Annotated in this window: 24 protein-coding genes; 9 read left to right on the top strand and 15 right to left on the bottom strand. The window is 72.9% G+C overall.

Annotated elements, in window-relative coordinates:
• Positions 1-22: 22 nt before the first annotated feature.
• Complete coding sequence (locus ACSMXR_RS02345; RefSeq protein ID WP_473171115.1) at positions 23-1015, top strand: aldo/keto reductase; 993 nt, start codon at positions 23-25, stop codon at positions 1013-1015.
• Positions 1016-1054: 39 nt separating this feature from the next.
• Here ACSMXR_RS02345 and ACSMXR_RS02340 read toward each other — a convergent pair whose 3' ends face one another.
• The 3 genes from ACSMXR_RS02340 to ACSMXR_RS02330 form a co-directional block, all read right to left on the bottom strand.
• The gene (locus ACSMXR_RS02340) at positions 1055-2254 is read right to left on the bottom strand and encodes a serine/threonine-protein kinase (protein ID WP_473171114.1); all 1200 of its coding nucleotides are present in this window, start codon (positions 2252-2254) and stop codon (positions 1055-1057) included.
• A gap of 215 nt (positions 2255-2469) precedes the next feature.
• Complete coding sequence (locus ACSMXR_RS02335; RefSeq protein WP_473171113.1) at positions 2470-3162, bottom strand: HAD family hydrolase; 693 nt, start codon at positions 3160-3162, stop codon at positions 2470-2472.
• A 37-nt stretch (positions 3163-3199) separates the two neighbouring features.
• The gene (locus tag ACSMXR_RS02330) at positions 3200-3709 is read right to left on the bottom strand and encodes an Lrp/AsnC family transcriptional regulator (protein WP_473171112.1); all 510 of its coding nucleotides are present in this window, start codon (positions 3707-3709) and stop codon (positions 3200-3202) included.
• Between the two features lie 282 nt (positions 3710-3991).
• On the opposite strand from ACSMXR_RS02330, the gene ACSMXR_RS02325 reads away from it, so the two are divergent.
• Together ACSMXR_RS02325 and ACSMXR_RS02320 are read left to right on the top strand one after the other, a co-directional pair.
• The gene (locus ACSMXR_RS02325) at positions 3992-5503 is read left to right on the top strand and encodes an FUSC family protein (RefSeq protein ID WP_381796724.1); all 1512 of its coding nucleotides are present in this window, start codon (positions 3992-3994) and stop codon (positions 5501-5503) included.
• Positions 5504-5683: 180 nt separating this feature from the next.
• Entirely contained in the window at positions 5684-6745 is a 1062-nt protein-coding gene (locus ACSMXR_RS02320) for a lactonase family protein (protein ID WP_473171111.1), read from the top strand.
• Positions 6746-6926: 181 nt separating this feature from the next.
• Here ACSMXR_RS02320 and ACSMXR_RS02315 read toward each other — a convergent pair whose 3' ends face one another.
• The 4 genes from ACSMXR_RS02315 to ACSMXR_RS02300 form a co-directional block, all read right to left on the bottom strand.
• Entirely contained in the window at positions 6927-7868 is a 942-nt protein-coding gene (locus ACSMXR_RS02315; RefSeq protein ID WP_218527021.1) for a sirohydrochlorin chelatase, read from the bottom strand.
• A gap of 178 nt (positions 7869-8046) precedes the next feature.
• The gene (locus ACSMXR_RS02310; RefSeq protein WP_473171110.1) at positions 8047-9201 is read right to left on the bottom strand and encodes an N-acetylglucosamine kinase; all 1155 of its coding nucleotides are present in this window, start codon (positions 9199-9201) and stop codon (positions 8047-8049) included.
• Positions 9198-9875 carry a uracil-DNA glycosylase gene (locus ACSMXR_RS02305; protein WP_103510831.1) on the bottom strand — a complete coding sequence of 226 codons (678 nt, stop codon included), beginning with the start codon at positions 9873-9875 and terminating at the stop codon, positions 9198-9200. Before ACSMXR_RS02305 ends, ACSMXR_RS02310 begins: the two co-directional genes overlap by 4 nt.
• 74 nt (positions 9876-9949) lie before the next feature.
• Positions 9950-11035 (bottom strand): WD40/YVTN/BNR-like repeat-containing protein, encoded by a 1086-nt coding sequence (locus tag ACSMXR_RS02300; RefSeq protein WP_473171109.1) that lies wholly within the window; start codon positions 11033-11035, stop codon positions 9950-9952.
• Between the two features lie 240 nt (positions 11036-11275).
• On the opposite strand from ACSMXR_RS02300, the gene ACSMXR_RS02295 reads away from it, so the two are divergent.
• The 3 genes from ACSMXR_RS02295 to ACSMXR_RS02285 all read left to right on the top strand — a co-directional run bounded on the left by ACSMXR_RS02295 (position 11276) and on the right by ACSMXR_RS02285 (position 13545).
• Positions 11276-11992 carry a cupin domain-containing protein gene (locus ACSMXR_RS02295; RefSeq protein WP_473171108.1) on the top strand — a complete coding sequence of 239 codons (717 nt, stop codon included), beginning with the start codon at positions 11276-11278 and terminating at the stop codon, positions 11990-11992.
• 250 nt (positions 11993-12242) lie between these two features.
• Positions 12243-12707 carry a hypothetical protein gene (locus ACSMXR_RS02290; protein ID WP_473171107.1) on the top strand — a complete coding sequence of 155 codons (465 nt, stop codon included), beginning with the start codon at positions 12243-12245 and terminating at the stop codon, positions 12705-12707.
• A gap of 79 nt (positions 12708-12786) precedes the next feature.
• Positions 12787-13545 carry a class I SAM-dependent methyltransferase gene (locus tag ACSMXR_RS02285; RefSeq protein WP_364891710.1) on the top strand — a complete coding sequence of 253 codons (759 nt, stop codon included), beginning with the start codon at positions 12787-12789 and terminating at the stop codon, positions 13543-13545.
• An 80-nt stretch (positions 13546-13625) separates the two neighbouring features.
• On the opposite strand, the gene ACSMXR_RS02280 is transcribed toward ACSMXR_RS02285, so the two are convergent.
• Together ACSMXR_RS02280 and ACSMXR_RS02275 are read right to left on the bottom strand one after the other, a co-directional pair.
• The gene (locus ACSMXR_RS02280; RefSeq protein ID WP_473171106.1) at positions 13626-15011 is read right to left on the bottom strand and encodes an FAD-dependent oxidoreductase; all 1386 of its coding nucleotides are present in this window, start codon (positions 15009-15011) and stop codon (positions 13626-13628) included.
• Between the two features lie 115 nt (positions 15012-15126).
• Positions 15127-15813: a DUF305 domain-containing protein gene (locus ACSMXR_RS02275; RefSeq protein WP_376189133.1), complete on the bottom strand. Its 687-nt coding sequence runs from the start codon at positions 15811-15813 to the stop codon at positions 15127-15129.
• Positions 15814-15971: 158 nt separating this feature from the next.
• Here ACSMXR_RS02275 and ACSMXR_RS02270 point away from each other — a divergent pair, with 158 nt between their 5' ends.
• Positions 15972-17462, top strand: a complete 1491-nt coding sequence (locus ACSMXR_RS02270) for an LVIVD repeat-containing protein (RefSeq protein WP_137231729.1) — start codon at positions 15972-15974, stop codon at positions 17460-17462.
• A 305-nt stretch (positions 17463-17767) separates the two neighbouring features.
• Here ACSMXR_RS02270 and ACSMXR_RS02265 read toward each other — a convergent pair whose 3' ends face one another.
• From ACSMXR_RS02265 to ACSMXR_RS02245, 5 genes are all read right to left on the bottom strand, one after another.
• Positions 17768-17923, bottom strand: a complete 156-nt coding sequence (locus ACSMXR_RS02265) for a hypothetical protein (protein ID WP_218527356.1) — start codon at positions 17921-17923, stop codon at positions 17768-17770.
• Positions 17924-18040: 117 nt separating this feature from the next.
• A complete protein-coding gene (locus ACSMXR_RS02260; protein WP_473171105.1) occupies positions 18041-18736 on the bottom strand; it encodes an HAD family hydrolase in 696 nt (231 codons plus the stop codon).
• 48 nt (positions 18737-18784) lie between these two features.
• Positions 18785-19489, bottom strand: a complete 705-nt coding sequence (locus ACSMXR_RS02255) for a phosphatase PAP2 family protein (protein WP_473171104.1) — start codon at positions 19487-19489, stop codon at positions 18785-18787.
• 75 nt (positions 19490-19564) lie between these two features.
• Positions 19565-20500, bottom strand: coding sequence for a M56 family metallopeptidase (locus ACSMXR_RS02250; protein ID WP_137235752.1), 936 nt, complete (start codon positions 20498-20500; stop codon positions 19565-19567).
• 97 nt (positions 20501-20597) lie between these two features.
• Positions 20598-21212 carry a DUF5134 domain-containing protein gene (locus ACSMXR_RS02245; RefSeq protein ID WP_137235751.1) on the bottom strand — a complete coding sequence of 205 codons (615 nt, stop codon included), beginning with the start codon at positions 21210-21212 and terminating at the stop codon, positions 20598-20600.
• Positions 21213-21416: 204 nt separating this feature from the next.
• Between ACSMXR_RS02245 and ACSMXR_RS02240 the strand changes: the two genes are divergently transcribed.
• The gene (locus ACSMXR_RS02240; protein WP_473171103.1) at positions 21417-21974 is read left to right on the top strand and encodes a GNAT family N-acetyltransferase; all 558 of its coding nucleotides are present in this window, start codon (positions 21417-21419) and stop codon (positions 21972-21974) included.
• A gap of 12 nt (positions 21975-21986) precedes the next feature.
• Here ACSMXR_RS02240 and ACSMXR_RS02235 read toward each other — a convergent pair whose 3' ends face one another.
• The gene (locus ACSMXR_RS02235) at positions 21987-22670 is read right to left on the bottom strand and encodes a glycerophosphodiester phosphodiesterase (RefSeq protein ID WP_473171102.1); all 684 of its coding nucleotides are present in this window, start codon (positions 22668-22670) and stop codon (positions 21987-21989) included.
• A 295-nt stretch (positions 22671-22965) separates the two neighbouring features.
• Between ACSMXR_RS02235 and ACSMXR_RS02230 the strand changes: the two genes are divergently transcribed.
• Positions 22966-24363 (top strand): DUF6421 family protein, encoded by a 1398-nt coding sequence (locus ACSMXR_RS02230; protein ID WP_473171101.1) that lies wholly within the window; start codon positions 22966-22968, stop codon positions 24361-24363.
• Positions 24364-24388 lie beyond the last annotated feature (25 nt).

Here is a 24388-nt window from a genome sequence, read left to right as displayed (position 1 = left end):
TCCACACACGAAGCGGAATAGCATGATCCTCATGGAACAGCGCACACTCGGCAGGACCGGCCGTGACGTCTCGGTCGTCGGACAGGGCACCTGGCAGCTCGGAGGCGACTGGGGCGAGGTCGCGGAGGACGACGCCTTCGGGCTCCTCGACGCGGCCGTCGACTCCGGCGTCACCTTCTTCGACACCGCGGACGTGTACGGCGACGGCCGCAGCGAACAGCTCATCGGCCGCTACCTCAAGAACCGCCCCGACGCGGACGTCTTCGTCGCCACCAAGATGGGCCGCCGCCTCGACCAGCTGCCGGAGAACTACGTCCTGGACAACTTCCGTGCCTGGAACGACCGTTCCCGGGCCAACCTCGGCACCGACACGCTCGACCTCGTACAACTGCACTGCCCGCCCAGCGCCGTCTACTCCTCGGACGCCGTCTACGACGCCCTGGACACCCTGGTCGCCGAGCAGCGGATCGCCGCCTACGCGGTGAGCGTCGAGACCTGCGCCGAGGCCCTCACCGCCATCGCGCGCCCGGGCGTCGCGAGCGTACAGATCATCCTCAACCCGTTCCGCCTCAAGCCGCTGGACGAGGTCCTTCCGGCGGCCGTCGCCGCGGGCGTCGGCATCATCGCCCGGGTTCCGCTCGCCTCCGGCCTGCTGTCGGGCAGGTACACCAAGGAGACGGTCTTCGGCCCCGACGACCACCGGACCTACAACCGGCACGGCGAGGCGTTCGACCAGGGCGAGACGTTCTCCGGCATCGATTACGCGACCGGCGTCGCCGCGGCCGCCGAGTTCGCCGAACTGGCCCCCGAAGGAGCCACCCCCGCACAGACCGCGCTGCGCTGGATCATCCAGCAGCCGGGCGTGACCAGCGTGATCCCCGGCGCACGCTCGGTGGAACAGGCCCGCGCCAACGCGGCGGCGGCCGATCTGCCGCCGCTGCCGCAGGCCACGCTCGACGCGGTGCGGGAGCTGTACGACCGGTCGATCCGCGCGGAGGTCCACGACCGCTGGTGACCGGCGGGGAGACGGGGCCGGGGGAGTGGCGGGCGGGACTCAGTCGTCCCGCCCGTCGTCTCCGTCGTGTTCGCCGCCGTCGCGGACGTCCTGCGAGGGGCCCGAGGACGGGCTCTGATCCGGTGTGCCGGCGGAGCTGGAGTCCGGGGAGAACAGGATCATCCCCAGATACACCGCGGCCAGGAACGTCGCCGTGCCCGCGATGGCGCTGGCCACCCTGGGACGCCGCCGGATCGCCTCGCGGGTGCTGCGACGGCGGGCCGGAGCCGATCGGGTCGGCGCCTGCCGTCTTCGGCCGGTGGGCCCCGGAAGGCGGTACGTCGTCGGGCCGACCGGTGCGGGCGGCGCGGCGGGCGAGGGCTTCGGGGCCATGGGGGCGGACGCCCGGTGGGACGTGGGCGTCGTCGGCATCGGGAGGGGCTCCGGGCGACCGCGCCAGGCGTCGGTGCGGAACCAGTCGGACACCTGCTGGGCGGTGGGCCGCTCCTCGGGTTTCTTCGCCAGCAGCCCGAGCAGATACGAGTCGAAGGCGGCGGAGATGTCCACACCGTGCTGCCGCAGCGGGACCGGCGGGGTGTCGACATGCTGGTACAGCGTGGCGGTCGCGGTGTCGGATTTGAACGGCGGCTGGCCGAGCAGCAGTTGGTAGACGACGCAGCCCAGGGAGTACATGTCGGAGGCGGAGTCGGCGGTGCGTCCCAGCGCGCGTTCGGGGGCCAGATAGAGGCTGGTGCCCACGATGTGACCGGCCGTCGTGAGCGCGGTCGAGGGGTCGTCGACGAACTGGGCGATGCCGAAGTCGCCGATCTTCACCGAGCCGTCGGCGTCCAGCATCAGGTTGCCCGGCTTGATGTCGCGGTGGACGATGCCCTGGCGGTGCGCGGCGGCCAGCCCGGCGGCCGCCTGGCCCGCGATCAGGGCGACCTGTTCGGGATGGACCCGCTCCTGGGCGTTCAGCAGATCTCCGAGGCTCTGCCCCTCGACCAGCTCCATCACCAGGAAGAACCGGTCCTCCCAGGCGCCGAAGTCGAACACGGCCACCAGGTGCGGGTGGCTCAGCCGGGCGGCGGTCTGGGCCTCCAGCCGGAAGCGGGCGGTCGACGAGGCGTCCGCCTGGTCGCCCAGCAGCAGCTTCACGGCCACGGCGCGTCCCAGCACCTCGTCCGTGGCGCGCCACACCTCGCCCATGCCGCCACGACCGATGGGGGATACCAATCGGTACCGACCAGCTACCAGCACCTGTGCACCTATCTCGAATTGTGGCCCGCTCCGGCTGTCGGTCCCCCCGGAGCCCCGGGCTCCGGCGGAGTCGTGGGCGGTGCGGCGAACGACATGATCAGGATATCTGTCCGGCGGAGCCCGGATGCCCCGACGGCCCTTTCACCGGGCTCGGCTGACGGCCCGGCACCTCTCCCCGCCCGCCCCGGCATCAGGAATGCCCGCCGTGCTCCGGCTCAGCCGAGCATCCGGTGGTACGCGGCATCGGCGGTGAACGCGGACTGCCCGCCCGCGAACAGCAGATCGGCGGCCTCGAACGCCGGGTCGGACGCGGTCCCGGGCACATAGGGCACGGCGATGCACCGCATGCCCGCCGCATGGGCGGCCGCCGCTCCGGCCGGGGCGTCCTCCAGCACCACACAGTCCGCCGGAGTCGCCCCCAGCCGCCGGGCCGCCTCCAGGAACACGTCCGGCTCGGGCTTGCCGTGCGCGACCTCGTCGGCGGAGACGTACAGCGGGATGTACGCGTCGAGCCCGGTGACCGCGAGCACCGCCTCGATCGCGGCCCGGGACGAACCAGAGGCCACCGCCATCGGCACCCCGGCCGCGTACAGGCGCTCCACGAGCACCCGCATCTGCGGGAAGACCTCCGTCGACGCCCCGGCGAGCTCCAGATACAGGGCGTTCTTCCCGGCGAGCAGTTCCTTCAGCGGGGCCTCGATCCCGTACTCCGCGCGCAGGACGGTCAGCGTCTCCAGGGTGCTGATGCCGATGAACCTGGTGTGGACCTCCCAGCCGAAGTCCCGTACCCCGTACCGGGCGAGCAGCCGGCGACCCGCCTCGTAGTAGTTCGGCTCGCTGTCCACCAGCGTCCCGTCGAGATCGAAGATCACATGGAGGTCGGACGCGGTCACGGGGCGGGATGTCATGGCCCCAGCATGCCGTAGCCCGGACCGGCCGGACGGATCACCCCTGACCCGTCGCGGGACCCGGCCGATCCCGGTCGCCCGCCGCGCGGCCCACGGACTCCACCAGCGGCAGCACCCGGTGCGCCACCCGCTCGCGCAGCGCCACGTCCGTCCGCGTCCTGACGACCCCCGGCAGCTGGATCAGCCGCTGGATCACGTCCTCCAGGTGCCCGTTGTCCCGGGCGACCACGCGGGTCAGCAGATCGCCTCCGCCCGTCGTCGAGAACGCCTCGATGATCTCGGGCACGGCCGCCAGGGCGTCGCCCACCTCGACCAGGTGCCCCTGGGTGACCTCCAGGTGGACGAAGGCGAGCACGGGGTGGCCGAGTGCGGCGGGGGAGAGGGCCGGCCCGGTGCCGGTGATCACGCCGTCGCGCTCCAGCCGGTCGAGCCGGGCCTGCAGGGTGCCGCGGGCCACGCCGAGGATGCGCGCGTACTCCCGGACGCTCGTGCGCGGCTGCTCGATCAGCAGGCGCAGGATGCGGGTGTCGAGAGCGTCCACCGCCATGATCCGCAGATCTCCTTCCGAGCCGTCCGGGTGCGGCTCCGACTGTACCCAGCGTGCAGGAGCCGCCTTGTGCGACGGCGGAGCGTGCTCATCGCACGGATGGTCCGTTGGCATGCTGATGGCTGATCCGTCGGTCGTTGCACTGGTCCATTGGTACAGGATATTCCTCCTGGTTTGATCCATGGGCCCGATGGGTGCTGCAATGGTGATGTCGATGGCGCTGCGGACTTCCGCGGCGCCTTTTTCATGCGAGTACCGCGGTGACGCGGAAGGGGTGGAAGCGTGCTGAAGAGGGTGTTCGTGGCGCCGGACCCGGGGCGGGTACGGCTGCGCTTCGCCGTCCGGGCCGTTCTCGGCATCGGCCTCGCGGTCGTGCTGTGCGGCCTCGCCGGGCATTCGCTCGTGGCGGCCATCACCGGCGGTCTCGCGGCACTGCTCGCCCTCTTCACCGTGACCGACCCGACGGTGCGCGGGCAGGCGGTCACCACCGCCCTGCTCCCCGTCGCCGGTCTGCCCGTTCTCGCCGTCGCGGCGGTCCTGCACGACCAGCCGGTCGCCCGGGACCTGATCTTCCTCGCCGTGATGGGGGCGGGCGTGTACGCCCGGCGGTGGGGGCCGCGCGGGCACGCGCTGGGCGTCTTCGCGTTCATGATGTTCTTCGCCGCCCAGTTCCTGCACACCGTGCCCGGCCAGCTGCCCGAGCTGTACGCCGCCGTGGCGCTGTCCCTGTGCGCCTCGTCCACCGTGCGCTTCGGCCTGTGGTGCTACGAGCGACGGCTCCCCGCCGCGGCCCAGCCCGCTCCGCCGGAGGTCCGGGGCCGGCTGCGCATCACCACCCGGCAGGCGGTCCAGGCCACCCTGGGCGGGGCCTTCGCGCTCGGCATCGGGCAGGTCCTGTCCGACGAGCGGTGGTACTGGGCGGTCGGCGCCACCTGGTGGGTCTTCGTCAACACCACCTCCCGCGGCGAAACGCTCGTCCGCGGATTCCGCCGGGTCCTGGGGACCGTCATCGGCATCGTCTCCGGCTTCGCCGTGGCCATCCCGCTCGACGGCGCGGCCGTCCCGACCGCCGTCGTCGTCGCGGTCGGCGTCTTCGGCATCTTCTACACGGCGGCGGTTTCGTACAGCTGGATGATGTTCTTCGTGACCATGATGGCCGGCATGCTCTACGGGGCGCTGGGCGTCCTGGACGCCGGTCTGCTCTGGCTGCGCGTCGCGGAGACCGCCGTCGGCGCGCTCGGCGCGGTGCTCGCCGTGCTGCTGGTCCTCCCCGTCACCACCCACGCCATCACCGACGCCTGGATCCAGAAGGCGCTGCGGTGCGTCCACGCCTGCACGGCCGAGGCGGCCGACCGGCTCGCCGGCTCGACGCTCGCCGACCCCGGCCCCCGCGTCGCCGAACTGGAGGTCCTGCTCGGCCGGGTCCGGCTCTCGCTCGCCCCGCTGGTACACCCCCTGAGCCCGCTGCCGGCCCGCAAGGCGCGCGCCCGCCAGGTGCTCGCGCTGCTGGACGACTGCGTACGCGAGGTACGGGGGCTGGCCTCCATCGCCGCCGACCCGGACGCCTCGCACGACGCGCGGCTGTCGGCCGCGTGCTCCCGCGTCGAGGCGGCCGTCGAGGCGCTCACCGCACCCGACGGCTCCCGGGGCTTTCACCTGCCCGAGCTGCCCGCGACCGCCGCTGACCCCGCGCTGGCCCATCTGCACGGCCTGGAGCGCGCCCTCGCCGCACTGGCGGCACCGCTCCAGGGCCGGGGCGGCCGGACACCCGCCGTGGGGCCCGAACCTGCCTGATCGCGCCCATCGCGCCGTTACATCGCGCCCACCGGGCCGTTACGTCGAGCGCGGCCGGGGACGCCGCTGCCCGCCCGACGCAGCGGCACTTCCCGCCCGCCGCATTGGTCTGGACCGCAGCGGGCTGCCTGCTACCGTCGGCCGTGAAGATCGCGGCGACGGTGGAAGAGGGGTAGCGCGATGATCGGCAACAGCGCCGGGCGGGCATTCATAGGGTCGTTCACCTCGGCGGGCGGGCACGGAATCACCGCCGCCGCCGTGGACCGGGACACCGGCGCGCTGACCGTGCTCGGATCCACCGACGCCGTGCCCGACCCCTCGTTCCTCGCCGTCGGCCCCCGAGCGGGCGGCACGGCCCTGTACGCGGTCGGCGAGAGCGCCCGGGGCGTCGCCGCCGCCTTCGCCCTCGACGGCGACGTACCTGCCCTCCTGGGCCCCGTACAGGCCGTCGACGCCGCATCGCCCACCCACCTCGCGCTCGCCGCGAACCACCTGGTCACGGCCAATTACGGGTCCGGCAGCGTCACCGCCTTGCCGGTCCTCGCCGACGGATCGCTCGGGGCGGCGGCCTCGGTGCTCCGGCACGAGGGCAGCGGCCCGGACACCGGCCGCCAGGAGGCGCCGCACGCCCACCAGGTGCTCGCCGACCCCTCCGGGAACTGGGTGGTCAGCGTGGACCTCGGCACCGACTCCGTACGCGTCTGCGCCCTGGACCCGGCCACCGGCTCCCTGCGACTGCACGGCGAGACGGCCCTGCGGCCGGGCACCGGCCCGCGCCATCTGGCCTTCCACCCCTCCGGCACCCTCGCCTACGTCCTGGGCGAGCTGGAGCCGACCCTCACCGTGTGCCGCTGGGACGCGGCGACCGGCAGCCTCGACGTGCTCGGCGAGACGTCGGTGCTGCCCGAGCACGAGGCGGCCGAGGGCGCGGCGCGCACCTACCCGTCCGAAGTGGTCGTCGCGCACGACGGCCGCTTCCTGTGGACCGCCAGCCGGGGCCACGACAGCATCTCCGTGCTCACCCTCGACGAGAGCGGCGAGAAGCCGGCCCTGGTGGCCACCGTCGGCTGCGGTGGCCGCTGGCCGCGCGATCTCACCCTCGACCCGAGCGGGCAGTGGCTGTACGCGGCCAATGAGCACTCCGGGAACGTCAGCTGGTTCGCCGTGGACGCCGAGACGGGCGTCCCGCAGCACGCGGGCTCCATCGAGGTCCCCGCGGCCTCCTGCGTCGTTTTCGCCTGACGGCTGCGCGGCGCGGACCCCGGTCGGCTGATCCCGATCAGCACGGCCGCTCCGGGCGGCGCGGCGGGCCGGTCACGGCCGTTCGGACAGCACAGCGGGCCCGGACCGAGGGTTTCCTCCGGTCCGGGCCCGTTGTGCTGTCCGGCTTCCCGAGCCGCCGCCCGAGGGCGGCGGCGTCCGGTCAGTGAGCCTGAGCGCCCTGAGCGCCTTGGGTGCCCTGCGGCGTCGCCGGCGTGATGCCCAGCGTCGTGGCGTACAGGGACAGCACGAGCTTGCCGATCGCCGGGTAGGCGCCCAGCGGCTCGGCCGTCGCGCAGCCCGCCTCCTTCGCGGCGGCGTCCAGCAGGCCGGGGTCGACCTCCGGGCCCACCAGGTACGGCGCCAGCGCCAGCTGCGCGGAGCCGGAACCCTGCAGCTGCTCGGCGATCGAGGCGACCGAGCCCTCCACGTCCAGCGCGGCGGCCATCACCGGCACGGCGAGGCGGGCGGCCAGCAGCATGCCGGTGATCCCGGCGGCCTGCACGGCCTCCTCGCCGCCCACGGTGGCCAGCACGATGCCGTCGGCGGCGGTGGCGACGGTGAACAGCCTGGCGCGGTCGGCGCGCGCGAGACCGGCCTCCGACAGCCGTACGTGCAGGGCCTCGGCGAGCAGCGGGTGCGGGCCGAGCACATCGGTCAGCTCGGCCTGCGTACCGCTGTCCATCACGGCCTGCCGTATCCGCCGGATCAGCGCGCTGTCGGGACCCGCGAGCAGCGGGACCACGACGGCGGGCGGACCCGAGGGCTCGGCGACCTCACGCCCGGCGGCGACGGCCTGCTCGAAGCGCGCGACGCGCTCGGCGGCGGTGTGGGCGAGAACGGTGGCAAGAGTCGGGTACTCGGCATCGTCACCGTCGAGGTAGCCGATCCGGGCGTTGAGGCCGGGCAGCTCGGAACGGGCGATGCTGATCACCTCTTCGGCCAGGCTGCGCGTGGCCGAGGAGGGGGTACCGGGAACGGCGAGAACGAGCGCGGCAGCGCCCTCGGGTGCGACCACGGGCTCCGGGCGGCGGTGCCGTCCGGACTGGCGAGGTCGCGGCATTCGTACAGGCAGGCCGGAAGCGGGCCCAGTGGGGGTGCTCATGGCGCCGCATGCTACTGGTTTTGCCTGCCCCTCTGTTCGGGGAGGGTCCGGTCGAGCGTTAACTATCCGCTTATGTCCGATGAGTGATGTACCACCGGAGTGTCCCCGTCTGTCGGCTCGTTGATCCTCTCGATCGGCCTTCCGCCCTCGCTCCTTCTCCGCTCCGTGCCCCGGCCCGTCACCCTGTCCGCGGCTCGTCGCGCACGGCCGTTCCGACCCGCTGCCCGGTCCCGTGCTCCAGGGGCACGAACAGCATCGTCGGGTGGCGCGGCAGGCGCAGATCCCCGGCCGCCAGGGCCCGCGCGATCCGGAGTGCGCCGGTCAGCGGATTGCCCTCCGCCGAAGTCACCCGAGCCCCCGGCAGCAGATGTGCCAGCTCCTCGCGCAGCGGCACGAGAAGCGGGTCGCCCATCCGGAACAGGCCACCCGTCAGGGCCACTTCGCCGCCCTCGCCGAGCTCGCCGCCGTCGTTGTCCGGCCCGGCGGCCGCCGGGCGCGAGGCCGTCGGGCAGACGGCCGCTGCAGCCTCGGCGATATGCCCTGCGGCCGCCCGCAGAATGCCGGCGGCAACCGGGTCCGCTCCGGCGCACGCCGCCACCTCCGGCGCGAACGAGGCCAGCACGGCCGGCCGGTCGGAGCGTGGATAGAGCAACCCCGGCAGCTCCTCCGCCGGTCCGAACACGGCCCGCAGCCGGTCCAGCAGCGCGGGCGAACCGCCCCGCCGCCCGTCATGGGCCCGCATCGCGGCATCCAGCCCGGCCCGGCCGATCCACGCACCGCCGCCACTGTCACCCAGAAGATGACCCCACCCGTCGGCCCGGTGCCACTCCGTCAGGTCCGTACCCAGGGCGATCATGCCCGTACCGCCCGCCACGACCGCCCCGGGGCGCTGTCCCACCGCGCCCGCGTAGGCCGTCACCGCGTCGGCGGCCAGCGCCAGCCGGCGTACCCCCAGCGCGTCCGCGAGCGCGCCGGGCAGCTCCGCCCGCAACCGCTCGCCCAGGGTGGCCATTCCGGCGGCCCCGATCGCCAGTGCCGCGACCTCACCCGTCGGGGCGGCGGCGGAGGACCCGGCCGCCCGCTCCAGCAACTCCCGGGCGGCGGGCAGCAGCTGGTCCAGCAGATGCCCGGCGTCGATGCCGCCGGGCCCCGTCCGTACCGGCTCGGCGCAGACCGTCGTCGAGAGCGGCCCGGGCAGCCCCACCCGACCGAGCGCCACCCGCAGCCCGGAGCCCCCGGAGTCCACCCCGATGACATACGCGCCGGGTCTGGCAGGGGAGGGCACGGCGGTCGCGGGTCCGGCAGGGGCGGGCGACGCCGGGGGGTGCGTCACGGAAGCCGCCAGTCCACCGGCTGGGCCCCCTGGCGCGCCAGCAGTTCGTTGACGCGGCTGAACGGCCGCGAGCCGAAGAAGCCCCGGTCCGCGGACATGGGGGAGGGGTGCGAGGACTCGATCGCGGGGAAGTCGCCCAGCTGCGGGCGGAGATTGCGGGCGTCGCGCCCCCACAGCACCGACACCAGCGGAGTGCCCCGGGCCACCAGCGCCTTGATGGCCTGCTCGGTCACCTCTTCCCAGCCCTTGCCCCGGTGGGCGGCGGGCCGCCGGGGCGCGGTGGTGAGCGCCCTGTTGAGCAGCAGCACCCCCTGCCGCGTCCACGGTGTGAGATCACCGTTGGACGGCCTGGGCAGCCCCAGATCCGCCTGCAGCTCCCGGAAGATGTTCTCCAGGCTGCCCGGCAGCGGCCGGACGTCCGGGGCCACCGCGAAGCTCAGCCCGATCGCGTGTCCCGGGGTGGGATACGGATCCTGACCGACGACGAGTACTCTCACCTCCTCGAACGGCTGCTGGAACGCTCGCAGTACATGAGCCCCGGAGGGCAGGTACGTGCGTCCCGCGGCGATCTCCGCGCGGAGGAAGTCGCCCATAGCGGCGATGCGTTCGGCGACGGGTTCGAGGGCGTCGGCCCACCCCGGCTCGATGATCTCTTTCAACGGTCGTGCTGCCACGGCCCGCACTCTACTGCTGATACGACCACTCCGATCAACTGCCGCCGACGCTCCGACGCTCCGGCCCCCGGCCGTCAGGTGAGCGCCACCGCCCGCACGCACAGGACGTCCGGCAGATGCGAGGCGAGCTGCTGCCAGCTGTCCCCGTCGTCCGCGCTGGCGTACAACTCGCCGTTGCGGTTGCCGAAGTAGACCCCGGCGGGATCCGCGTCGTCGGTGCACAGCGCGTCGCGCAGCACCGTCCCGTAGTGCGCCCCGTCCGGCAGGCCGTCCGTGAGCGGCTCCCAGGTGCGCCCCGCGTCGGTCGTGCGGAACACCCGGCAGCGGTGCTCCGCCGGGACCCGGTCGGCGTCGGCGTTGATCGGGAAGATGTACGCCGTGCCGCCGCGGTGCGGGTGCGCGGCGGCGGCGAACCCGAAGTCGGAGGGCAGCCCCGCGCCGATGTCGCTCCAGTGGTCGCCGGAGTCGTCGCTGCGGAACACGCCCCAGTGGTTCTGCAGATAGAGCCGGTCCGGGTCGGCCGCGTCCCGGGTGACCTTGTGGACGCACTGCCCGAACTCCGGATCCGGATCGGGGAGGAAGACCGCGGATACGCCCCTGTTCGACGGGGCCCAGCTCGCACCGCCGTCCTTCGTCCGGAACACACCCGCCGTCGACACGGCGACGGTCACGGCCCCGGCGTCCCGGGGGTCGGTCAGAACGGTGTGCAGCCCCTCGCCACCGCCGCCCGGCACCCAGCGCGAGCGGGTCGGGTGCTCCCAGAGCGGCCGGACCAGCTCGAACGACTCGCCCCGGTCCTCGGAACGGAACAGCGCGGCAGGCTCCGTGCCCGCGTAGACCACGTCCGGCGCCTCGGGGCCCGCCGGGTGCAGCTGCCAGACGCGCTCCAGGGAGGCTCCGGTGAACTTCGGGAACTTCACGGCGGGCTGTCGCGGCTCGACCCAGGTCTCGCCCAGATCGTCGGAGTGGAAGACGGACGGCCCCCAGTGGGCGCTGTCCCCGCCGACCAGGATTCTCGGGGTGTCCGTGCGGGTGTCCACGGCGACCGAGTAGATCGCCTGCGCGTTGAAGTGCGGACCGGTGATCTCCCAGGTCCCGGCACGTCTGCGGCCGATGAAGAGGCCCTTGCGGGTGCCTGCGGTGAGCAGTACGTCGGTCATGGTCCTGGACCTCCCGATACGCCGTTGTGCCGGAACAGTGCCAGTCTGCACCCGGCCACTGACAGCGGCCCGCGCACACGCTCGCGGTACCGGCGACGTCGGCGTGGGCTGCCCGGTGCGTGTGGCCCGGTGGGTGCGGCGCCCTTGACCGGTGTCCGGCGGCGGCCTAGCTTTCAGTGGCCGTAGAAAGCGCTTGCGGAGGGTCGCTGCGGGCCGTGCCGCCGAATCTCAGGAGCCCCCGTGGTGACCTTCGAAGGACTGCCCGGCGCCGTCGCCGTCTCGCATCTGAGCGTCTACGACTGGCCCGCCGCCGACGGGCTGCGCGGCGGCACCCCGCATCTGCACCTGACCTGCTCGGAGGGGTACGTCGTGGTCGCCGGCAGCGGTTCGGTGCAGACCCTCACGGCCACCGGGTTCCGGGAGACCCCGCTGACGCCGGGCGCGCTCGTGTGGTTCACCCCGGGCGCCATCCACCGCCTGGTCAACGAGGACGGGCTGCGCGTCATCGTGCTCATGCAGAACAGCGGGCTGCCCGAGGCCGGTGACGCCGTGCTGACCCTGCCGCCGCGCTGCCTCGCCGACCCGGACGTCTATCGTGCGGCGGCGGCGCTGCCCGTGGACGCCGAGGAGGCCGTGCAGGAACGGGCGGCGCGGGCCCGGCGCGACCTCGCGGTGGAGGGGTTCCTCGCCCTGCGCGAGGCCGTGGAGGACGGTGATCCGGAGCCGCTGGCCGCGTTCCACCGCGCAGCCGCCGCGCTCGTCCGCCCCCGTACGCCGGAGTGGCGCACCCGCTGGGAGAAGGGGGCCGCCACGGCTGCCGCCGTCACCGCCGGGCAGCTCGACGCGCTGGACAAGGGCGAGGCCGGGCACCTCGCCGACGCCCGTGTCCACGCCGAACGGCCTTCGGAGCGCGGCAGGTTCGGCATGTGCGGCCGCCTGGACGTCTACCGGACCTGAGGCCGGTCCCGAAGCCGGACCTGAGGCCGGACCCGAGGCCGGACCTGACGTCGGGCCTGAAGCCGCCCCGCCCGGAGGACCCGACCCATGGCGAGGCCCGCCCGCGTGCGCACGGAGCCCGGTTTCCGCGCCGATGACGGCCGGCGTCCCGCTGCGCCGCCGGGAGCTGACATGCTGGCCGGGGCCGGGCAGCGGCCGGACGGCAACCCGGGGACGGCCCCGGGCACGGCAGGACACCGAGGAGACGACGATGGGCAGCGGGATCACGGACGCCGACGGCCGCCCGGTGCCGGTCACGGTCACCGCGGGCGAGCCCGCGCCGCTCACGGTCGCCGGGGGGACGGCCGACCCGGTCACGGCCACCGCGGAGGAGACCGGCCCGGCTCCCCGCGTCGGCATCCGGCTCTCGCCCCCGGCCGGCGAGCTCGTCTGGACCTGCACCCCCGAGGCGGCCCGCGAGCTGGCCGCCGTACTCCTCCGGGCGGCCGAGGAGACCGAGAACGCGCCGGGCGAGCGGCCCGTCACGGTCGAGGCGGCCGAACTGCGCCGCGGCGACGTACGCGACGGCGACCGGACCATGACCGTGGAGAGCACCCGCACCGACGGCTCCACGGTCCACGTCACCTGGAAGTCCGGGGCCGGCCGCAGCTGGACCCAGGCGTACGCCGCCGACACAGCCATCACCCTCAAGCGGCGTCTTCCCGACGGCCGTTGACGTACGGGCGCGGCGACATCGGGGCCGGTGGCAGCGCGGCGGCACCGGGCCGGGGCACGCGTCGGTAGGGTGGTCCGTGATGTTCACCGAACAGGGCCCCGAAGAGGGCCCCACCGTGCGCGAACTGGCCGTCCAGGCGCTCTCCTCGATCGAGCGCGGATACGACCTCCTCGCCCCGAAGTTCGACCTGACGCCCTACCGCACACCCGACCGCGTGCTCGACGCCGTCACCCGGGCCGTGCGCGAACTCGGCCCCTTCGACACCGGACTCGACGTCTGCTGCGGCACCGGGGCGGGAGTGGGCGTGCTCCGGCAGCTGTGCCGGGAACGGGTGGTCGGGGTCGACTTCAGCGCGGGCATGCTCGCCGAGGCCCGGGCCGCCTTCCCGTCCGGGAGCGGGACATCGCCGGCCGGCGGAGGACCGGCGATCGACTGGGTGCGGGCCGACGCCCGCTCCCTGCCCTTCGCGCCCGCCTTCGATCTCGCCCTGAGCTTCGGTGCGTTCGGCCACTTCCTGCCCGCCGAACGCTTGGGCCTCTTCGCCGAGGTGTACGGATCCCTCCGGCCCGGCGGACAGTTCGTCTTCCCGATCGGCGCACCGCCCCCGGTGGGATCACGCGCCTACTGGTCGCTGCTGGGCTTCGACGCGGCGATGCGGGTGCGCAACGCCCTGTGGCGGCCGACGTTCGTCATGTACTACCGCACGTTCCGGCTCGGTGATGTGCTGGAGGACCTGGCCCGGGCCGGATTCGTCGTACGGCTGCAGCCGCTGACCGAGCTGGGCCTGCGCCCCGACGGCAGCCCCCGCGCCCGCTTGGTGGTGGCGACCCGGGAGTGACGGCACGGGGCACTTCGCGGAGGCCGGGCGACAGTGCCGGGCGTTTCGCGGAGGCCGGGCGCGACAGTGCGGTGCGTCCCTCAGCGGTTCTCGTCCCGGGCCGCCGCCAGCAGTCCCGGCCAGTCGGGGATCTTCACCGGGCCACGCCCCAGCGAACGGCCCAGCTCCGCCTCCGCGCGCTCGATCGACAGCCAGCCGGCCCACTCCACCGGCCGCAGCCCCCACTCCCGCAGCACGGCCAGCGGATCGGCCGCCACCGGGCGCAGGGTCAGTCCGGCCGCGTCCTCCAGGAGCGAGGCCACCGTCTCCTTGGCGCAGGAGCGGTTCGAGCCGATCACCCCGGTCGGCCCGCGTTTGATCCACCCCGCCACGTACTCACCCGGCGACGGCACCCCGTCGCGCAGTACCCGGCCCGCCGTGTGCGGCACCGTGCCGCGCACCGGATCGAAGGGCAGCCCCGGCAGTTCGACCCCGCGATAGCCGACCGCCCGCAGGACCAGCCGCGCCTCGATGTCCTCGTAACGGCCGGTGTCCCGGACCCCGCCCGCGCCGTCCGGAGCCGTCCGGGCGAACCGCACCCCGGCGACCCGCCCGCCGCGCTCCAGCAGCTCCACCGGCCGCAGGAAGAACCGCAGCCGGATGCGGCGCGCGGCCCCCGCCACATCCTCGGGCCCGCCCGACCCGGCCCCGGCCGCCGACCAGCCGCGCAGGACCGCCAGGTTCCGCCGCACCACGGCGGGCAGGCCGTCCGGAGCGGCGTACGCCGGGTCCAGCGCCAGCTCCGCCGGGTCGACGACGACCCGGGCCCCGGGCAGCGCCCCCAGCTCCCGCAGCTCCTTGGTGGTGAACCGGGCCTGGGAGGGGCCGCGTCGGCCCACGATGTGCACCTCGCGCACCCGGCTGGCCGCCAGTGCGCTGAGCGCGGCACGGGGTACGTCGGTGGTCCGCAGTTCGTCGGCGCCGCGGGCCAGGATCCGGGCCACGTCGACCGCCACGTTGCCCACGCCGATCACGACGGCCGAGCGGCCGTCCAGAGCGTCCCGGGCGAACGGGTCGGCGCCGATGTCCGGATGCGCGCTGTACCAGGAGACGAAGCGGGTGGCGGAGTAGCTGCCCGGCAGACTCTCGCCCGGCACCGCCAGTGCTCGGTCCGTCGAGGCCCCGACGCAGTAGACGACCGCGTGGTACAGCTCCGCGAGCCGGGCGGGGGAGACGCCGTCCGGCCCGCCGACGCCGACGTTGCCCACGAAGGTGACCCGCTCGTCCTCCAGTACGGCCCGCAGGCTGTTCTGCAGCGACTTGATCTTCTCGTGGTCGGGGGCCACCCCGTACCGCACGAGTCCGTACGGAGTGGGCAGCCGGTCCAGGACGTGCACGCGCACATCGGGCACGAGCGACTGCTGGAGCAGGGCCTGGGCGGTGTAGACCCCGCTGGGACCGGAACCGACGACGGCGACTGAGAGCACGGCGCACCTCTTCCCGGAGGTTGCTTCCAGGATCGCACCGCCGGGCCGATCCGCACCGCCGGTGCACGGGATGCCGGCACGGGGCAGTGGTACGGGCACGGCCCCGGGGCGGGTCTCAGCCCATCAGGCCGCGCATCCGGTTGATCTCCACGGTCTGCTGGGCGACCACATCGCTGGCCATCTCCTCCACGATCACGTCGTTCCCCTCGGTGAGCGCCTCCGTGGCCATGGTGATCGCCCCCTGGTGGTGGGTGATCATCAGCTCCAGGAAGAGCTTGTCGAAGGCCTTGCCCTCGGCGGCGCGCAACTTCTTCAGCTGGGCGTCGGTCGCCATGCCGGGCATCCCCGCGTGGTCGTGGTGCTGCTTGCGCTTGTCGCCGCCGTTTCTTTTCAGCCATCCTTCCATCGCGCCGATCTCTGGCTTCTGGCCTGCCGATATGCGTTCGGCGAGCCGCTTGACGGTGGCGGCGGAGGCCCGTTCGGGGACGAGTTCGGTCATCACGAGCGCCTGCCCGTGGTGCTCGATCATCATCTCGGCATAGCGGAAGTCCGCGGAGTTGGCGGTGTCCTGCCCGGCCTCCTTGACGGCGTCCTCGGCGGAGAGCGTCCGCGCGGGTTCGCCCGGTCTGCCGGGCGCGACCACGCCCGGACCTGCGTCCTTGGCCTTGTCCGACGTTCCGTCACCGCTGTCCGCGTCACAGGCTCCGAGGACGAGCGCGGCGGCAACCGCCACCGCCGCGAGAGCGGTTGAGCGAAGAATCGCGGACCGGCGATGGATCAACACGGTGACCTCCTGTGCCACATGGTTTGTTGCAGACCGTCCTAACACGCTTCCACCGGCCGAAGATCAAAAACTTTTATTACGTCTGTGTTGCCATCTGTTGATGTGTACATGGGAGGGACGATACTGCCGGGGGTTCATGAACCGTTCGACCCCGAACGGATACAAGGGAGGACGCAGTGACCTCGTTGCACACCACCCGCGTGCGGCGCAGACGTCTGGGCGCGGTGGCAGCCGCGGCCGGACTCCTCGCCACGCTGCTGACGGCCACCACAGCGGCCGCGACCCCCGACCCGGGCGACGCCCCGGTCGAGCGCGGGTCGGTCACCAAGAGCGAACAGGCCGAGGCCAGGGCCGCGATAGCCGGCGGCGACATACCCGGCGTGGACGAGATCGTCCACAGCTCCAACATCAAGCACCTGACGAACGTGCCGAAGGGCGCCCTCCAGGGCACCAACACGGACCTCGCGTTCCAGGGGAAGTACGCCTACGTCGGCAACTACGACGGCTTCGTCATCTACGACATCAGCAAGCCGAAGAAGCCCAAGACGGTCGCCCAGGTCCTCTGCCCCGGATCGCAGAACGACATCTCGGTCTCGGGGAACCTGCTGTTCCTCTCGACGGACTCCTCGCGCAGCGACGATTCCTGCTCCAGCACCTCCCAGCCCGCCACGGAGAAGTCGTCCTGGGAGGGCATGAAGATCTTCGACATCAGCAACAAGCGGGCGCCGAAGTACATCGCCGCCGTGGAGACCGCCTGCGGTTCCCACACGCACACGCTGGTGCCGGACGGCAAGAACGTCTACGTGTACGTCTCCTCGTACTCGCCCAACGCGACGTTCCCGGACTGCCAGCCGCCGCACGACGGAATCTCCATCATCAAGGTGCCGGTGAAGGCGCCCCAGAAGGCCCGGATCGTCAACTTCCCGGTGCTCTTCCCGGACGGTGGCAACCCGGGAGCGCCCACGAACCCGGGTGTCTCCCAGACGACCGGCTGCCACGACATCACGGTGCTGCCGTCCAAGGACCTGGCCGCCGGAGCCTGCATGGGTGACGGTCTGCTGTTCTCCATCAAGGACCCGGAGCGCCCGAAGATCATCGACCGGGTCCAGGACAACGTGAACTTCGCGTTCTGGCACTCGGCCACCTTCAACCAGGGTGCGAACAAGGTCGTCTTCACCGACGAGCTCGGCGGCGGCGGTGCGGCCACCTGCAACGAGGAGATCGGCCCCAAGCGCGGAGCCGACGGCATCTACGACATCGTCGGCAAGGGCGACAAGCGCAAGCTGGTCTTCCGCAGCTACTTCAAGATCGACCGTCACCAGGCCGACGTCGAAGTCTGCGTCGCCCACAACGGCTCGATCATCCCGGTGAAGGGCCGCGACCTGATGGTGCAGGCCTGGTACCAGGGCGGCATCTCCGTCTGGGACTTCACCAACTCGTCCAAGCCCAAGGAGATCGCCTTCTTCGAGCGCGGCCCGGTCACGCTCGACCAGGTGACCACGGCCGGCCCCTGGTCGGCGTACTACTACAACGGTCACATCTACTCCAGCGACATCGCCAAGGGCTTCGACGTGCTGAAGCTCGACGACAGGCGCACCGACCCGGCCAAGCGGGTCAAGCTGGACGAGCTCAACGTGCAGACGCAGCCGGACTACTTCGACCGCTGATCCGTCAGCGGTTCCGGTGGCCGACTCGACCCGCAGTCCGGGGCCGGTGTCTCCCGGGCGGACGACCGCCCGGGAGACACCGGCCCCGGTGCGTGCGGAGCCGGAAATTCATTGACCGATGAGCCGGGTGGGGACATGCTGGATCCCTGCGACGGCGGACTCCGCAACTCCGGTCCCCGGCGCGGTCCGCGGCCCTGTCCCACGCGACAGGCCGAGGGTGCGCCCGGATCCGGCGACGCGGGGGATCGCCGGATCGGGCGCGTTTTTCCGCCCGCTCACGGCGCGGCGACGGGCGGCTCGGGCGATCAGGCGGCGGCGCGGACGCTCCCGCCGGTGGCGGCGGCCCACTCCACCAGCAGCCGCTGGTAATCCGCCTCGTCCTGCGGCGTCAGGCAGCCGCCCGAGCGCTGCCACAGGTCGCGGATCTCCGCGTTGACCTCGGCTGCGGAACGGGCGGACATGGACGACGGCATAGGGGACATGGTCACCAGGTTACGGCCACGAACGTATGTCACTACCCCTTCCGCGGCGGGATATGCCTCACACCCCGACCCGATTTCCCCGGTTCGCCGTGGGCCTCAGCGCGGGACCAGCCCCAGCGAGCGCAGGCCGTCCGGCCGCTCCGACACCGGCAGATGGTCCACGAACCGGACCTCGCAGCCCAGGGCCGCCGCGCCACCGTCCGCGGTCCGGTCGTCACCGACCATGACCACCTCCGCCGGATCCCGGCCGATCAGCGAGCAGGCGGTGGCGAACAGTCCCGCGGCGGGCTTCTGGAGCCCGTGCTCGAAGGACAGGACATAGGCGTCGACCAGGGCGTCGAGCCCGTGCGCGCGGAAGACCGGCCGCAGGTCCCAGCCGATGTTGCTGACCACGCCGACCGCGATACCCGCCCCCCGCAGCCCCGCCAGCACCTCCGCGGCGTCCGGGTAGGGCTGCCAGGCCTCCGGCCGCAGATGGCGGTCGTACAGCGCGTCGTACAGCCCCGGATCGGGCAGGGCGACGGTCCGGGCCAGACCGGTGTACGCCGCACGGTGCAGGGCGGCGGTCAGATCCCGGCGCGCCATCGCGTCCGCCAGTTCCTCAGGCACCCGGACCGGAGGCGGGCCGCCCGGGAGGGCGCCGGCGGCCGTGAGCCCGCTCACGTACCGCTCGAAATCCTCCGGGACCACCTCGACGCCCTCCTCGCGCAGCACGGCGGCGAGCCAGTCCCGCACCGGTTCGATACGGAAGAGGGTTCCGGAGAAGTCGAACAGCACACCTCTGATCACCATGGGCGCGATCCTTCCCGCTACGTCCCCGCGCCGACAAGAGCGCCCGGCTCAGGCCCGCAGGGGCCGGTCCTCCTCCGCCGGGGCGCGCGGCGCCGCGTACCGGGCGTACCCGGCGGCGCTCAACGCCACCACCGCCACCCCCAGCAGCGCACCGCCCACGACATCGGTCAGCCAGTGCACCCCCAGGTACAGCCGGGTCGCCGCCACACCGGCCGCCGAGACCACCGCGACCGCCAGCGCCGCACCCCGGGCGCCGGGGCCCGCGCCGTACAGCCGCAGCAGCCAGAAGAGCAGCCCGCAGCTCACGACGGCCGACATGGCGTGCCCGGAGGGGAAGGCCGCGTAGTGGGCCGTGTCCACCGGATCGGGCCACTGCGGGCGCTCCCGGCCCACCACGGCCTTGAGCCCCTGCTGGAGGAGCGAGGCGAGCAGACTCGTCGCGGCCACCCAGAGCGCGAGCAGCCGCGCGCCCCGCCACCACAGGGCGACCACCGCCACCGCGATCAGGGCGCGCATGGTCCAGGGATCCCACACCCAGTCGGTCAACACCCGGTTGACCCGGACCAGACCGGGATCGGCCACCGCGTGCCGGTGCAGCGCGTCGGCGACCGCCCGGTCCAGCGACATCAGCGGCGGCCAGCGCACCGCCACCAGTACGAGCAGGACCACGGACGCCACGACGACGGCTCCGGTCCACAGGGCGGCCGCGGTGCGGGGGGAGCGGTCCGGTGAGCGGGAGAGGGGGGAGGACATGAGGCGATCCTCGCGGAGGACACCGCCCGAAGGCCAACTCGGGGCGCGGAAAACCCACTCCAGGAGGAAAGGGGCCTAGCCCAGCGCGCGCAGCCCCGGCACGAAGGTCACGATCAGCGGGACGACCGGCACCAGCGCGGCGGCGGCCGTCAGCCGGAGCCTGCGGCCCGCCGTCAGCCGGTCGACCGGGGCCAGCAACCGGTTGACCCGGAGGGGCACTTGGGCGTCCGGTGTGGGGCAGGGGCCGAACACCCCGCGGTCCTCGTTGAGTCCGACCAGGGCGAGCGCGGTCGTCAGCCGGCCGAAGCGGCGTGACGCCACGTCGTCGGCGGCCAGCTCGACCAGCCGGTGCATCTCGTCGCGGAACGCGGCGAACACCGGGATCTGCGGGAAACCGATCGCCAGCGCCGACGAGCAGTGCAGCAACCAGTCGTGCCGGGCCTGGGCATGACCCTGTTCATGGGCGAGCACCGCATCGAGCTGACGGCCCTTCAGCCGGCCCAGCGCGGCGGTGGTGATGACGAGTTGCGGAGCCGCACCGGGCAGCCACCAGGCGTCGGGGCGCTCGCCCTCCAGCACCACGAGACGGTCGGCGCCCGGCTTCTCGCCGGGCAGCAGCGGGGAGCGCACCAGCAGTTCCGCCCGGCGCTGCTTGCGACGACGCCGCGCCCGCCGGATCTCCCGCAGAAGCATCGCCCCGGTCCACAGCCCGCCCAGCGCCAGCAGCACCGCGATGACCGCCGACCACGGCCCGTACGCCGCCAGGGCGTACGCCTCGACCACGGCGTGCGGGGCGGGTGCGAAGACATGGCCGCGCACCGCCTGCCAGGCGGCGGCCGCGCTCAGCGTCATGGACAGGGCGAACGACAGGAGTACCCCGGCCACCACGCACTGCCAGACCCACAGGGCCACGACCGGCTCGCGCTCCGGCCACCGGGCGCGCGCCATCAGGCGCGGAGTCACCAGGGCGGTCAGTGCACCGAGCAGCAGCAGCGCGAGGGAGACCAGCATGGCTTCAGCTTAGGAGGGGCGGGTCTGCCGGGGTACGGCCTCGACCGGCAAGTGACGTAGACCACCGTTTGCCGGGGGTTCTGTCCCACTTCCTGTCTCACAGAGTGAGCAGCATGGCGAACATGCCGATGCCCATCGTCAGCCGGCAGGCCGTCGTGAGCTCGGGCCGGCCGTCCGAACCGCCCCCGAATCCTCCCGCGCCACGTCCGCCGACGCCCGCACCGCCGACCGGGACCGCGGCCGTCCCGGTCCCGGGCAGCAGTCGGCCGGCCGAGCCCAGGACGTAGAACGCGTAGTAGACCAGCAGCGCCCCGGTCAGCAGGGGTATGCCACCGGCTCCGCCGCCCGCCCCGTGCCCGGCGTGCCCGCCCCCGCCGCTGCCCGTGACCGCCGGGGCCATCGCCACGGCCATGTAGACCATGGCCAGCGAGCCGACGAGATGATGCCGGTGGTGGCCGCCGCGCAGAGCGGGCCGCAGCGACCGCAGCGCCGCGGCGCCGAACAGCACCGCGTACACCGCCCACGTCCAGTCCGGGGGCGACAGCACCGCCGCCGGAACGGCCATCGCCGCCATGCCGAAGCCCATCAGCGCCTCCGAGCGCGCGGTGCGCCGCTCCTGCGGCGTCCCCGTGCGGGTGCGCAGCAGACAGTAGGCGCCGCTCACCGCGCACAACGCCATCAGCAGCCAGCCGGTCGGAGCCCCTCCGTGCACGGCACGCCTCCCCCCGGTCGGACGTACACCACTGTTACGGGTCGATCCATCGATGCCCGGGCGGCCGCGGCCGAACCCGGCGCACGGGGGTGTGAAGGGGGTGCGCCGGGGCCCGCCGGGGGCGCTCCGGGTCGCGTTACGCTCGACCGGACGTACGGCAACAGAGAAACCACGTACGGCAGCAGAGAGACGGAGAGCCCCACCATGGACACCGCCACGCCCGACGCGGCCCGGCTGACCTTCCGCGACGCGACCGAGGACGACGTCGCGGCGCTGGTGGCCCTGATCGAGTCGGCCTACCGCGGTGACTCCAGCCGCACCGGCTGGACCACGGAGGCCGACATCCTCCAGGGACAGCGGACCGACGAACAGGGTGTGCGCGACGTCATCGCCGCCCCGGCGAGCCGACTGCTCGCGGTCGAGCGCGGCGGCGAACTCGTCGCCTGCTGCCAGCTCGAACACCGGGGCGACGCCGCCTACTTCGGCATGTTCGCGGTCCGGCCCGGACTCCAGGGCGGCGGCCTCGGCAAGCTGATCATCGCCGAGGCGGAGCGCACCGCCCAGGAGAGCTGGGGCGTGGGCGAGATGCACATGACGGTGATCTCGGTACGCGACGACCTGATCGCCTGGTACGAACGCCGTGGCTACCGCCGTACGGGACAGCTCACCCCGTTCCCGTACGGCGACGAGCGCTTCGGCATTCCGCAGCGCGACGACCTGGCCTTCGAACTGCTCGTCAAGAACCTCGGGGGCAGCGCCTGACGGCGCTCGTCCTCAGGCGGTGAAGCGCCCGGCGCGGCGGATCTCGGGGAAGTCGGTCGTCGCGCCGTCCAGGCCCAGCGCCCGGGCGAGGCGCAGATGGTCCTGGGTGTTCACCACCCAGCCGATCACCTTCACGCCCTCGCCGTGCGCCTGCTCCACCACCTCCAGGGTGAGGCGGCGGATGTTCAGCGCGAGCGTCGCCGCGCCCGCCGCCTTCGCCCGGTCCACCACGTCCGCACCCCAGCGGCTGGCGATCAGGACCGTGCGTACGCCGGGCACCAGCCGGGCGATCTCGGTGACGGCCTCGTCGTGGAACGAGGACACCTCCACCCGGTCCACGAGCTCACGCTCCAGGATCACGTCCGCCAGCGCGCGGGCCGCCGCCACATCCTTGATCTCCGCCTGGAGCGGGGCGGAGACGGCGTCCAGGACCTCCTCGAAGACCGGGATCCGCTCGCCCTGACCGGCGTCGAGCTCGCGCAGCTCCGCCAGGGTCTTGGCCGCGATCGGCCCGGTCCCGTCCGTGGTGCGGTCCACGTCCGTGTCGTGCATCACGGCGAGCGCGCCGTCCTTGCTGAGGTGCAGGTCCAGCTCGATGGCGTCCATCCCGGACGCCTCGGCGCGGACGAAGGAGCGCAGGGTGTTCTCGGGCTCGACGCCCATCACTCCGCGATGACCCAGGGTGAGAAAAGACAAGGCGACCTCGTTTCCGTCGGCGGGGATCCGTCGACTGCTCCTGCCCGTGCGGAGGTTGCGGCAATACGGCACTGGGGAGGGTAGCGGCCGCGGCCCGCGATGTCCCCAGCCGTGCGGGCCCGGTCGCCAGGATCCGAGCGGTGCTGCGGGAACTGCGCTCCTACCCGGTATCTCGCAGGAAAAACAGCGGTGACCATGGGGGGTACGCAGGATAATTTTCAGGTCTCCCCTTGTCGGGGTGAGCCCTGCCCGGCTACGGTGATGTCACGCGAGGTTCTCCCGTGGAGGAAGTGTCATGACGGAAATTCTTGTGCAGAGCGCCACCGACGGCGCGATAGCTACGGCCCAGCGGGTGGTCGAGCACCCGGCCTGGCCCGTGCTCAAGGATGCCGTCGAGGAGATCCGCCCCTGGCAGTCCAAGGACGGATCCATCGACTTCGAGGCCGAGGGCGCCCCTTCCCCGGCCACCGTCGAGCAGGTCCTCGACCGGGTGATCGGAGCGGTCGAGGAGCTCTCCCCGCTCCTCCCGCACGACGTCGCCTACCACCGCGCGCTCGTCACCGACCTGCGCCGCTGGGCCGCCGACGGCTTCCGCGTCCCCGACTTCCTGGACTCGCTGCTCGCCTTCCAGCCCGCGAAGGACCGGGCCGACGGCCTCCAGCACCTCGTCGTCTTCGCGATGTACACGCAGAACGGCAACCCCGACCGCAACCTCGAAGCGGTCGTGCTCAAGATGGTCTGGCCCGAGTGGCTCGCCGACCTGGAGGCGAACCGCTACGACAACCCGCTCTTCTGCGGCATCACCTTCGAGGACTTCACGTCCGGCTACGACACCAACTCCGCGGTGCTCTTCCCGGAGACCATCGCCGTGCGCGAGGCCCCCGAGCGCTTCAGCTGGGGCGGCATCTTCTGCGACCGCGAGGCCGCCCGCTTCCGCCGGGTCACCGAGGCATCCGTCGACCTGCTCGGCCTGGAGCTGCCCGACGACATCCGCGAGATGATCGGCGACCAGCAGCGCTGCGAGCAGGCGTTCGTCCTGTGGGACATGGTCCACGACCGCACCCACAGCCACGGTGACCTGCCGTTCGACCCGTTCATGATCAAGCAGCGCCAGCCGTTCTGGATGTACGGCCTGGAGGAGCTCCGCTGCGACCTCACCGCCTTCAAGGAGGCCGTGAAACTGGAGTCCGAGGGCAACGCCCACGGCCGTGACGTGCAGTACGCGGTGCTCTTCGACCGGATGTTCCGCTTCCCGGTCTCCGGCGAGCGCGTCCGCAACTACGACGGCCTCGGCGGCCAGCTGCTCTTCGCGTACCTCCACAAGCACGACGTCGTCCGCTGGACCGACAACACCCTGAAGATCGACTGGGACCGCGCCCCGCAGGTCACCAACCAGCTCTGCGCCGAGATCGAGAAGCTCTACCGCGACGGCATCGACCGCCCCAAGCTGGTCCACTGGTTCGCCGCGTACGACCTGGTCTCCACCTATCTCGCCCCGCACCCGGGATCCCGCTGGGCCAAGGGCCCCGACGCCCTGGACCTCACACTTCCTCCTCGCAAGCTCGTCGACGACGTGCTTCCGGACGAGTTTCCCCTGAGCATGTTCTATGAGGCGCTCGCCAAGAAGCTGAAGCGCGTGATTGCCTCCACCAAGGGAATCACCGCGGCGAACGACGAGCGGGCAGCCGCGTGAACCATTCTCCCGAGGAGGCGGTGGC

The sequence above is a fragment of the Streptomyces sp. DSM 106670 genome (assembly GCF_055792845.1).
The sequence above is the reverse complement of the archived record's forward strand: the minus strand, read 5'-3'. Positions and strand labels throughout refer to the sequence as shown.

Bases quoted from the DNA above. Each gene is read 5' to 3' on its own strand.
- ACSMXR_RS02345 (WP_473171115.1), top strand. From the start codon at position 23: ATGATCCTCATGGAACAGCGCACACTCGGCAGGACCGGCCGTGACGTC.
- ACSMXR_RS02335 (WP_473171113.1), bottom strand. From the start codon at position 3,162: ATGACATCCCGCCCCGTGACCGCGTCCGACCTCCATGTGATCTTCGAT.
- ACSMXR_RS02330 (WP_473171112.1), bottom strand. From the start codon at position 3,709: ATGGCGGTGGACGCTCTCGACACCCGCATCCTGCGCCTGCTGATCGAG.
- ACSMXR_RS02320 (WP_473171111.1), top strand. From the start codon at position 5,684: ATGATCGGCAACAGCGCCGGGCGGGCATTCATAGGGTCGTTCACCTCG.
- ACSMXR_RS02315 (WP_218527021.1), bottom strand. From the start codon at position 7,868: ATGAGCACCCCCACTGGGCCCGCTTCCGGCCTGCCTGTACGAATGCCG.
- ACSMXR_RS02300 (WP_473171109.1), bottom strand. From the start codon at position 11,035: ATGACCGACGTACTGCTCACCGCAGGCACCCGCAAGGGCCTCTTCATC.
- ACSMXR_RS02290 (WP_473171107.1), top strand. From the start codon at position 12,243: ATGGGCAGCGGGATCACGGACGCCGACGGCCGCCCGGTGCCGGTCACG.
- ACSMXR_RS02285 (WP_364891710.1), top strand. From the start codon at position 12,787: ATGTTCACCGAACAGGGCCCCGAAGAGGGCCCCACCGTGCGCGAACTG.
- ACSMXR_RS02265 (WP_218527356.1), bottom strand. From the start codon at position 17,923: ATGTCCGCCCGTTCCGCAGCCGAGGTCAACGCGGAGATCCGCGACCTG.
- ACSMXR_RS02260 (WP_473171105.1), bottom strand. From the start codon at position 18,736: ATGGTGATCAGAGGTGTGCTGTTCGACTTCTCCGGAACCCTCTTCCGT.
- ACSMXR_RS02255 (WP_473171104.1), bottom strand. From the start codon at position 19,489: ATGTCCTCCCCCCTCTCCCGCTCACCGGACCGCTCCCCCCGCACCGCG.
- ACSMXR_RS02250 (WP_137235752.1), bottom strand. From the start codon at position 20,500: ATGCTGGTCTCCCTCGCGCTGCTGCTGCTCGGTGCACTGACCGCCCTG.
- ACSMXR_RS02240 (WP_473171103.1), top strand. From the start codon at position 21,417: ATGGACACCGCCACGCCCGACGCGGCCCGGCTGACCTTCCGCGACGCG.
- ACSMXR_RS02230 (WP_473171101.1), top strand. From the start codon at position 22,966: ATGACGGAAATTCTTGTGCAGAGCGCCACCGACGGCGCGATAGCTACG.